This window comes from Brevundimonas sp. (genome assembly GCF_031082345.1).
In the GTDB taxonomy this organism is placed as follows: Bacteria; Pseudomonadota; Alphaproteobacteria; order Caulobacterales; family Caulobacteraceae; genus Brevundimonas.
Map to the genome: position 1 here is coordinate 1 of NZ_JAVHLH010000096.1, position 9,308 is coordinate 9,308.

Annotated in this window: 14 protein-coding genes and 1 pseudogene; 12 read left to right on the top strand and 3 right to left on the bottom strand. The window is 70.0% G+C overall.

Translation table 11 applies throughout. The annotated features are described in order from the left end of the window. A partial coding sequence (locus RDU12_RS07935; RefSeq protein WP_308684402.1) for an ABC-F family ATP-binding cassette domain-containing protein occupies positions 1 to 1,642 on the bottom strand: 1,642 nt, incomplete at its 3' end. Between the two features lie 107 nt (positions 1,643 to 1,749). Between RDU12_RS07935 and RDU12_RS07940 the strand changes: the two genes are divergently transcribed. From RDU12_RS07940 to RDU12_RS07955, 4 genes are all read left to right on the top strand, one after another. Then, complete coding sequence (locus RDU12_RS07940) at positions 1,750 to 2,217, top strand: YcgN family cysteine cluster protein (protein WP_300289878.1); 468 nt, start codon at positions 1,750 to 1,752, stop codon at positions 2,215 to 2,217. Positions 2,218 to 2,468: 251 nt separating this feature from the next. After that, complete coding sequence (locus RDU12_RS07945) at positions 2,469 to 3,629, top strand: phage portal protein (RefSeq protein ID WP_300289880.1); 1,161 nt, start codon at positions 2,469 to 2,471, stop codon at positions 3,627 to 3,629. A gap of 8 nt (positions 3,630 to 3,637) precedes the next feature. Next, a complete protein-coding gene (locus RDU12_RS07950) occupies positions 3,638 to 3,856 on the top strand; it encodes a hypothetical protein (RefSeq protein WP_308684403.1) in 219 nt (72 codons plus the stop codon). Then, positions 3,853 to 4,365 (top strand): HK97 family phage prohead protease, encoded by a 513-nt coding sequence (locus RDU12_RS07955; protein ID WP_300289882.1) that lies wholly within the window; start codon positions 3,853 to 3,855, stop codon positions 4,363 to 4,365. Before RDU12_RS07950 ends, RDU12_RS07955 begins: the two co-directional genes overlap by 4 nt. On the opposite strand, the gene RDU12_RS07960 is transcribed toward RDU12_RS07955, so the two are convergent. Both RDU12_RS07960 and RDU12_RS07965 read right to left on the bottom strand, forming a co-directional pair. Next, on the bottom strand, positions 4,362 to 4,760 hold the full coding sequence (locus RDU12_RS07960; protein WP_300289883.1) for a hypothetical protein: 399 nt from the start codon (positions 4,758 to 4,760) through the stop codon (positions 4,362 to 4,364). The genes RDU12_RS07955 and RDU12_RS07960 overlap by 4 nt on opposite strands. 91 nt (positions 4,761 to 4,851) lie before the next feature. Further along, complete coding sequence (locus RDU12_RS07965) at positions 4,852 to 5,634, bottom strand: hypothetical protein (protein WP_300289884.1); 783 nt, start codon at positions 5,632 to 5,634, stop codon at positions 4,852 to 4,854. Between the two features lie 130 nt (positions 5,635 to 5,764). On the opposite strand from RDU12_RS07965, the gene RDU12_RS07970 reads away from it, so the two are divergent. From RDU12_RS07970 to RDU12_RS08005, 8 genes and pseudogenes are all read left to right on the top strand, one after another. After that, positions 5,765 to 7,042, top strand: a complete 1,278-nt coding sequence (locus RDU12_RS07970) for a phage major capsid protein (protein ID WP_300289885.1) — start codon at positions 5,765 to 5,767, stop codon at positions 7,040 to 7,042. A 179-nt stretch (positions 7,043 to 7,221) separates the two neighbouring features. Then, positions 7,222 to 7,488, top strand: coding sequence for a head-tail connector protein (locus RDU12_RS07975; protein WP_300289887.1), 267 nt, complete (start codon positions 7,222 to 7,224; stop codon positions 7,486 to 7,488). A 2-nt stretch (positions 7,489 to 7,490) separates the two neighbouring features. Beyond that, entirely contained in the window at positions 7,491 to 7,778 is a 288-nt protein-coding gene (locus RDU12_RS07980) for a phage head-tail adapter protein (RefSeq protein WP_300289888.1), read from the top strand. Beyond that, positions 7,775 to 8,179, top strand: a complete 405-nt coding sequence (locus RDU12_RS07985; RefSeq protein ID WP_300289889.1) for a DUF3168 domain-containing protein — start codon at positions 7,775 to 7,777, stop codon at positions 8,177 to 8,179. The genes RDU12_RS07980 and RDU12_RS07985 overlap by 4 nt, the downstream gene beginning before the upstream one ends. A gap of 1 nt (position 8,180) precedes the next feature. Further along, positions 8,181 to 8,591: a phage major tail protein, TP901-1 family gene (locus RDU12_RS07990; protein ID WP_300289890.1), complete on the top strand. Its 411-nt coding sequence runs from the start codon at positions 8,181 to 8,183 to the stop codon at positions 8,589 to 8,591. After that, on the top strand, positions 8,591 to 8,884 hold the full coding sequence (locus RDU12_RS07995; RefSeq protein WP_300289891.1) for a GTA-gp10 family protein: 294 nt from the start codon (positions 8,591 to 8,593) through the stop codon (positions 8,882 to 8,884). Before RDU12_RS07990 ends, RDU12_RS07995 begins: the two co-directional genes overlap by 1 nt. Beyond that, complete coding sequence (locus RDU12_RS08000) at positions 8,881 to 9,060, top strand: phage tail assembly chaperone (RefSeq protein WP_308684404.1); 180 nt, start codon at positions 8,881 to 8,883, stop codon at positions 9,058 to 9,060. The genes RDU12_RS07995 and RDU12_RS08000 overlap by 4 nt, the downstream gene beginning before the upstream one ends. After that, positions 9,050 to 9,308, top strand: a pseudogene (locus RDU12_RS08005) (phage tail tape measure protein); the annotation flags it as partial. The gene RDU12_RS08000 and the pseudogene RDU12_RS08005, both read left to right, overlap by 11 nt.

Genomic DNA, 9,308 nt, shown 5'->3' on the forward strand with positions numbered 1-9,308 from the left:
CCTTCAGGCGATGGGTGTCCTTGAAGGACATCTTGGCCGGCTTCTTCGGGGCGGCGGGGGCGACCGTGGCGGGGGCGGGCGCAGCCTCGGCGCGGCGCGCGGCCTCCTTGTCCTGCGGGCGCGGATTGGCGCCCGGCTGGAGGAAGCCGGGGTTCTGGCGGATGAAGTCGGTCCAGCCGCCGGGCGTCTCGACGATGTCGCCGCGACCGTTCATGGCGATGGTCGAGGTGGCCAGACGGTCGACGAAGTCGCGGTCGTGGCTGACCAGGATCAGGGTGCCGTCATACTGCTCGAGGAGCTCCTCGAGCTTGTCGAGCGTGTCCATGTCGAGGTCGTTGGTCGGTTCGTCGAGAACCAGCATATTGGCCGGCTTGGCCAGGGCGCGGGCGAGCAGCAGGCGGTTGCGTTCGCCGCCCGAGAGGGTCGAGATCGGCTGGCGCAGCTGGCCTTCCTGGAACAGGAAGTCCTTGGCGTAGGCGGCGACGTGCTTCGACACGCCGCGCACCAGGATGGAGTCGCCGCCGCCGGGCGTCAGGGCGTCCCACAGGGTCATGTCGCTGCGCAGGCCCTCGCGGGACTGGTCGAGATAGACGGGGTCGAGGTTGGAGCCGAGACGGACCGTCCCCGAGTCCGGGGCGAGCTCGCCCAGCAGGATCTTCACGAGGGTGGTCTTGCCCGCGCCATTGGGGCCGACGATGGCCAGTCTGTCGCCGCGGATGACGCGGGTGGTGAAGGGCTTGATGACGATGCGGTCGCCGAACGCCTTGGTCACGCCCTTCAGTTCGGCGACCAGCTTGCCGGAGGCCACGCCGGAGTCGACGCCCAGGTTGAGCTCTCGCGGCAGGTCGCGGACGCGCTCCGAGCGGTCGGCGCGCATGGCGTCGAGGGCGCGCGCACGGCCCTCGTTTCGGGTGCGTTGGGCGGTGATGGAGCGATAGAAGGTGTAGGTCTCGCGCTCGATCGCCTTGTTCAGGCGGCGCAGGGACTCGGCCTCCTCCTCCATGACCTTGGCCGCCCATTCGTCGAAGGCGGCGAAGCCCTTGTTGAGGGTGCGGACGCGGCGGCCTTCGAGCCAGTGGCACGACTGGGTGACGCGGTTGAGGAAGGCGCGGTCGTGGCTGACCACCAGCACGGCGAAGCGGGCGCTGAGCAGCTCGTTCTCGAGCAGTTCGATGGCCAGGATGTCGAGGTGGTTGGTCGGTTCGTCGAGGAGGAGGAGGTCGGGCTCTTCCGCGAAGGCCTTGGCCAGGGCGGCGCGGCGGATTTCGCCCCCGGACAGGTTCACGGCAGGCTTGGCCGGGTCGAGGCCGAAGGTGGTCAGCCAGGCCTCGGCGGTCCACGGCTGGGCGTCGCAGGACACGGCGTAGTCGAGCAGGGTCTCGCCGGTGATGACCGGCTCCTGCGGCACATAGGCGAAACGGGTTCCGGCCTGGACGGAGCGGTCGCCGGCGTCGGGTTCGACGAGGCCCATGACCAGCTTCATCAGGGTCGACTTGCCGGCGCCGTTGCGGCCGACGAGGGCGGCCCGGGTGCGCGGCTCGATGGCGATATCCACGCCGTCGAACAGGGGGCGCGGCCCGTCCTGAAGACGGACGTCCTTGAGCGCGACGAGAGGGGGTCTTCCGGGGGACTTGGCGGCCATGAGGCGGGGGCTATAGACCGGGCGACGCCGGTCCGCCACCCGCGTGAAGGACGACCGTGCGGACGCGGCGGGCGACAGGCGGAGTTGATCGGCGTATGAGGCCGCCGATGGAACAACCCTTCTGGCAAACCAAGCGCCTGGAACAGATGACGCGCCCGGAGTGGGAGAGCCTGTGCGACGGCTGCGGCCTGTGCTGTCTGGTGCGGTTCGAGGACGAGGACACAGGCAAGGTCGTCCCGACGCGGGTCCACTGCAAGCTGTTCGATCCGGCAAGCTGCACCTGTTCAGACTACGCCAACCGTCGGGCGCAGGTGCCGGATTGCATCAAGCTGACGCCGTGGAACATCGAGCTTCTGGGATGGATGCCGAAGTCCTGCGCCTATCGCCGCATCCACGAGGGGCGGGGGCTCGCCAACTGGCACCCGCTGGTGTCCGGGGATCCGGAAAGCGTGCACGAGGCCGGCGTTTCGGTGCGCGGGCAGACGGTGTCGGAGCTGGTGCTGAAGGATCCGGAGGATGCGCTCGACTTCGAGGCACCCGAATGGATCGAGGAACGCGGCGGCGAGGAAGACTGATCGTCCGATCCCGACGCGCGGCGCGTGACGCTGTGCTGGCCTTTCGTGGAATTATAGTCGGATTGGCGAGATTTAATTTCGTCAAATCAACGATATGAACTTTTCTCGACTCTATCTTTCCGCCGGATAACGCTGCCGGGGTATGATGTGGGCACGTCGGAAAGTCGGCTGAACGGCCCGGGAAGCGCGGGACGGTTCGAGCGACGGGTCTGACCCGATCGGCGGTTCGCCGGCCCTTCCTGGAGATCACCATGCTGAACTGGCGACGACCCTTCGGGGGGCGGCGGAGCCTCGCCGCGCCCGAGATCAAGGACAGCCGGGTCGGGCCGCTGATCGCCCTGACGAGCGCGGGGCGGCCGCGGTGGACGCCGAGGGACTATGCGCACCTGGCGACGGAAGGGTTTGCGCGTAACGCGGTCGCCTATCGCTGCGTCCGGATGGTCGCCGAGGCGGCGGCGTCGACGCCGCTGGCCGTGTTCGTCGACGGGGTCAGACGCGACGATCATCGGCTGGCCCTGCTGCTGGCCCAGCCGAATCCGGAGCAGTCGGGCACGGAATGGCTGGAGGCGCTGTATGGCGGCTTGCAGACGGCGGGGAACGCCTATGTCGAAGCGGTCGGGGACGGCGACCCGGCGGAGCTTTGGACGCTTCGCCCCGACCGGGTGAAGGTGGTTCCGGGTCGCGCCGGCTGGCCGGAGGCCTATGAGTATTCCGTCGACGGCCGCTCGCTGCGGATCGGTCGGCAGGCGGACGGCTGGATGCCGGTGATGCAGCTGAAGCTGTTTCATCCGACCGATGACCACTACGGCTTTTCGCCGCTGGAGGCGGCGGCGGCGGCCATCGACGTGCACAACGCCTCGAGCGCCTGGAACAAGGCGCTGCTGGACAACTCCGCGCGGCCCAGTGGCGCGCTCGTCTACGGGGCCAAGGACGGCGAGCGGCTGACGGTCGAGCAGTTCGAGGCGCTGCGGGCGCAGATCGAGGACGCGCACGGCGGGTCCATGAACGCCGGACGGCCGATGATCCTGGAGGGCGGGCTCGACTGGAAGCCGATGAGCTGGACGCCGGCGGACATGGATTTCATCGCCGGCAAACACGCGGCCGCCCGCGAGATCGCCCTGGCGTTCGGCGTGGCGCCGCAGCTGCTGGGGATCCCCGGAGACGCCACCTATTCGAACTATCGTGAGGCCAACGCGGCCTTCTGGCGCGGCACGGTGGCGCCGTTGGCGAGGAAGACCGCGGCGGCGCTGACGGCATGGTTGGGAAGCCGGTTCCCCGGCGCGAGGATCGAGGCCGACCTCGACGGCGTGCCGGCGCTTCAACCCGAGAGAGACGCGCTGTGGGCGCGGCTGGAAGCGGCCAGCTTCCTGACCAACGAGGAACGGCGACGCATGGCGGGAGTGGGCGCGTGATGGAGACGATGCGGAAGGTTCCGGTGGCGGTGATCGCGGCGCTGGCGGTGCAGACGGCCGGGGCGCTGATCTGGGCCGGCGGCGCGGCCGCGCGGATATCCGTGCTCGAGGGCCGGATGGTCGAGCATCGGCAGGTGGCCGAACGGCTGGCGCGGCTGGAAGAGCAGAGCAAGGCCACGCGGGCCGCGGTCGAGCGGATCGAGATCCGGCTGGAGCGCGGGCGATGACCGGGCGCGCGGCGACGGTCGAAGCCGGCGATCCTGAGCGTGTTTCGGGTGAGCGCGGCGGCGGCCTGGCGATCGAGGGCTACGCTTCCCTGTGGGGCGTGGCTGACCTGAACGGGGACGTGCTCGCCAAGGGCGCTTTCGGGGGGAGTCTGGCTGGAACCGGAGCGCGGGGCGTGCGGATGTTGCACCAGCACGAAAGCCGCTCGCCCATCGGGGTGTGGGACGAGATGCGCGAGGATGACCGTGGCCTGTGGGTGCGCGGCCGGATCATGGACTGGTCGGCGGAGGCGCGGTTCGCCCAGGCGCTGTCGCGGGCCGGCGCGCTGGATGGGCTGTCGATCGGGTTCCGCAGCCGCAGGGCGCGCCGGGACGGCCGGCTGAGAGTGCTGGTCGAGGTGGCGCTGTGGGAGGTGTCGCTGGTGACGTTTCCCATGCTTCCCGGGGCGCGGTTCAGTGTGAAGGCGCAGGAAGGCGAAGGGTCGCCGGCGGCGTTCCGGGTAGGCGTCTAGGGTCCGCGGCGATCAGGCAGCTGAACGATCTCGCTTTGAGGCACGACGCGGGCGATGCGGACGTTGCAGGTCCGGAGAACTGTGGCGTGGCTGCGAATATCCAGGTGCGCCGGATCGCCGATGCAGACGTCGGCGCTGTCCAGTCCGAAGGCTCGCAGTCCGATGCTGACATTGTTGGTGTCGCCGAGGCAGGCCGCGGAACCGGTCAGCAGGAGGGCTTCGCCGGTGCGGGTTCTGACATAGACGCCGTCGTCCGGTGCAAATTTGATCAGCCGGATCTCGGTCGGGGAGAAACAGCGGCGCGCCGAAGGTTCGGCGTTCAACGGCCCCTGGGCTTCCATGGGAGTGCAGCCGGTGATGACGAGAAGCGCAGCGAGTGTTCCAACCAGGCGCATGGTCGCGTTCCTTAAGGTTGAGCCCCGAGAGAGGGTCACACGCTCCCGCTGAGCCGTCAAGCTGACGGAACCGCCGGGAAAGGGGCGCCGGTCAGGAGTCCGAGGGTCGGACCTCAAGGCGGCCGAGGGATCTGGCGGCGCGGGCGAGGGCGGTCCTGACCATCGGCTTTCTCAACAGGGCCCCCAGCCAGAAGGCTGCGATCATCACCAGGAAGACGGAGGCGCGGGCGAACAGGACGGCCAGGAGCGCGACGGCGCCCGCCGCCACCCAGATTCCGATGAGCAGGGACTGGACGGCCTCGCGGTCGGGATCGGCTTCCGGCGCCACGGGCGGGGGATCCCGCACCAGAGGCTGAGGCCGCTCGTCCTGCAGGCGTTGAAGGGGGCCGCGATTGACGAGGCGAGGGTCTTCAGGTTGGGCCGGGTCGTGGTCGTCGTGCTGATGCAGGGCGAGCAGGGGGCTGGGGCGCATCAGGGCGGCGGGATCGAAGGCGACCGACTCGCCCTGATCGTTGAGGGTGAAGACCTGGTCGAAAGGAACGCGTTCGAAGTCGATGCCCCGGGTGTCTTGGCCATAGGCGTCGCCGTGGAGGGCGAGCAGCCGGCCCTGCCTCAGCTCGACCTGGAAAGCGACCGGGTCGGGCAGGTCGCCGACCATGGCGTGAACCGTGCCGAAGACGCCGGTGGCGCGCTCTGCGGACAGGGGGCGGCGCGAGCTGACGATGATTTCGCTGAACAGACCGGAGCCGGTGTTCCGGCGCGTACCGGGCAGGCTTTCCTCGAACTGACCGGCGAGGTCCGGCGCGATGTGGCGCAGGTCGTGGGCCATGGCGGCCATGACCTCTCGCTCAAGCCTGGTGAAGCGGTCGCTCACGCAGCGGCCCCGCATGCATCGCGCCGCCTGACCGGCCCATGGCGACGGCCCGGCGACAAGAATTTTCCAATGGGGCCGTTCACGCCCCGACCCTAACCGCAACCCGCGGTTCCTGAAAACCGGAGACACCATGAAAGAGACCAAGACGGCCTCGGGCACCCCCGAGGCGCGCGCCGCCATGCATGAAATGATGGCGGCGTTCGAGGCGTTCAAAGGGGCCAATGACGCCCGGCTGGACGAGATCGAGAAGAAGGCCTCGGCCGATGCGCTGCTGGAGGAGAAGGTGGCGCGGATCGACCAGGCGGTGAGCAGCGCCCAGGCGCGGCTGGATCGGGTGGTCAGCGAGGGGCGGAGGCCCGGACTCAGTGGTGAGGCGTCGTCGTCGGGACGCGGTGCGTCCCTCCTCCACCCCTCCACCGCTTCGCGGTCCCCTTCCCCATTCCATGGGGAGGAGAAAAGCGCGTTCGACGGGTATCTGAAGACCGGGCAGTCGTTCGGGCTGGAGCTGAAGGCGGGGCTGTCGACGGCGTCGAACTCGGCCGGCTATGTCGTGCCGGAACAGACCGAGCGGGCCATCGAACGGCGGCTGATGGCCGGGTCGCCGATGCGTGAGATCGCCAGCGTCCGCACCGTCGGCGCCGGCGTGTTCCGCAAGCCTGTGTCGACGGCCGGTCTGGCCTCGGGCTGGGTGGCCGAGACGGCGGCGCGGCCGGAGACGGATCCGGCGACTCTGGCCCTGCTGGAGTTTCCGTCGGCCGATCTGTATGCCAGCCCGGCGGCCACCCAGAGCCTGCTGGACGACGCCCTGATCGACCTCGACGAATGGCTGGCGTCTGAGGTCGAGGACGCCTTCGCGGCGCAGGAGACGACGGCCTTCGTCACCGGCGACGGCGTCAACAAGCCCAAGGGGTTCCTGAGCTACGACATCGTGGCCGAGAGCGCCCACGAGTGGGGCAAGATCGGCTATGTCGCCTCGGGCGCCGCGGGGGCGTTCGCGCCGTCCAGCCCGACCGACCGGCTGATCGACCTGGTCTATGCGCCGAAGGCCCGGTACCGGCCGAACGGCCGCTTCGTGATGAACCGGAAGACGGTCTCGGCGGTGCGCAAGTTCAAGGACAGCGACGGGGCCTATATCTGGCAGCCGGCGCAGCGGCCGGGAGAGACCGCCAGCCTGCTGGGCTATGCGGTGACCGAGATCGAGACCATGCCCGACGTGGGCGCGGACGCGGCGGCCATCGCCTTCGGCGACTTCCAGCGCGGCTATCTGATCGTTGATCGGGCCGGGGTGCGGGTGCTGAGGGACCCGTATTCGGCCAAGCCCTATGTGCTGTTCTACACCACCAAACGGGTCGGCGGCGGGGTTCAGAATTTCGACGCCATCAAGGTGATGAAGTTCGCGGCGACGTAGCAAGGACCGAGAGACGCGGGGCGAGGGGCGAGGGGCGAGGGGCGAGGGATTCATCGCTCGCTCCGACCCCCGCGTGAATCCGACCCCCGCGTGAAATTGGTGACGGTTGAGTGTGAAACGCGCGGGCTTCGACCCTCGTCCCTCGACCCTCGCCCCTGTCGAGCAAAGCGAGGTTTCCCATGACCGCACCCGTCCTGCTGGCGGAGGCGAAGCTGTTCCTGCGCGTCGAGCATGACGCCGAGGATGCGCTGATCCAGACCCTGATCGATGCGGCCCGGGCGAGGGTCGAGGGCGACGTGGGGTTGACGCTGGAGTCGACTTCGCCGGCGCCGCTGCGCCTGGCGGTGCTGATGCTGGTCCTGAGCACCTATGAGCGCGGCGACCGGGACATGTCCCTTCAGCCGGTCGAGGCCTGGATCGCCCCCTATCGCGGGGTGCGGCTGTGAGGGTGCTGGCCGAACTGTTCGAGGGGACCGAAAGCCTGACGCCCTACGGCGGTCGGGCGGTGAGCTGGGAGCCGGTCGGATCGGCCTGGCTGAAGACGGGCCCGCGTCGGCTGCGGGATAGGAGCGAACCGGGCGGGACCCGCGTCCTTGAGACCATGACGGCCGAGGCGCGCGCCGACGCGCGGCTGTCATCGGGCGGGGTGCTGAGGTTCGGCGGGGCCGACTGGCGCATCCGCTCAAGCGAGACCGTCGGCGGGCAGGCCATTCTCAATCTGGAGCGGGTGTCATGAGCCACGAACTGGCGCTGCAGAAGGCGCTGATCGCGCATCTGGCCGGCGATGCGGGCCTGGCCGCCCTGCTGGGCGATCCGCCGAGGATCTGGGATGCCCCGCCGGATCGGCCGACGCTGCCGTACCTGATGATCGGACGATCGGAGAGCCGTCCGGTGGCGGCCGACGGAGGCGGCGTCGAACACGCCCTGACGCTGACGGTGGTGTCGCAGTTTCGCGGAACCGAGGAGGCCAAGGCCGTGCTGGCGGCCTTGCGGCTGAGCCTCAGCGACGCGGTTCTGGCGGCCGACGGCGTGCGGACGGTCAGCCTGAGGCCGGCGTTCGCGGACGTCTATCCGGCCCCGGACGGGCAGAGAACATTTGCGGTGCTGCGGGTGCGCGCCGTCACGGAGGAGGACTGACATGGCGGCGCAACGCGGCAAGGACATCCTGTTGAAGATGGAGAGCACGCCGGGCGTGTTCACGACCGTCGCCGGCCTGAGGGCGCGTACGATCTCCCTGAATGCGCGGACGGTGGACGCGACCGACGGCGACAGCGCCGGGCGATGGCGGGAGCTGCTAGGCGGCGCCGGCGTCAAGTCGGCGGCGGTGGCCGGGCAGGGCATCTTTCGGGACGCGGCCTCGGATGCGTTGATCCGCGAGGCCTTCTTCGACCAGGCGGCGCGGACGTGGCGGTTGATCGTGCCGGATTTCGGCACGCTGGAGGGACCCTTCCTCGTCGCCGCCCTGGAATACGCCGGCGAGCACGAGGGCGAGGCGACCTTCGCCATCAGCCTGGCGAGCGCGGGCGAGGTGACGTTCGGGGCGGCCTGATGGACGCCAACGGAGCCAGGGGCGAGGTGGTCGCATCGCTGGCGGGGGTGGAGCGGCGCCTGTGCCTGACCCTGGGGGCGCTGGCGGAGATGGAGACGGCGCTGGGATGTGATGGCCTGGCGGGTCTGGCGGAGCGGATGCGGGCCTTGTCCGCGCGGGACCTGACCACGGTTCTCGCCGCGCTGCTGAGAGGCGGCGGCGAACAGGATCTGGCGAACGCGCTCGGCGAAGCGGCGGTCGATCCGCGCGAGGCGGCAGAGGCGGTGGCGAAAGCCTTCGCGGCCGCGGCGTGAAGACGCCGTGGGGGTCGATGATGCGCGACGCCGCACGGGCGGGCGTGGCGCCGGCGGATTTCTGGCGTCTGTCCCTGAAGGAATGGCGACTGCTGACCGAGGCGCCGGTCGAGGGCCTGCCTCTGGGGCGGCGGGAGTTCGAGCGAATGGCGGAGGCGTGGCCGGATGACGGATGAACTGGAAGCGGCCGGTCTCGACACCGTGCCTCGGCGGGCGGCCGAGGCGGCGGCCGCGCTGGAAGGGCTCAAGGAGCCGGCGGAACGGGCGGCGGCCTCGATCGAAGCGGCGTTCGACCGCGCCGGAGCCAGCCTGACACGTTCGCTGGCGCGGGCCGCCGCCGATGGGGAGATCTCGCTGGCCGAACTCGCCCGCGGGGTGCTCGCCGCGATCAACGCCGCCGCGGGCGGGGCGGCGGGCGGCCTGG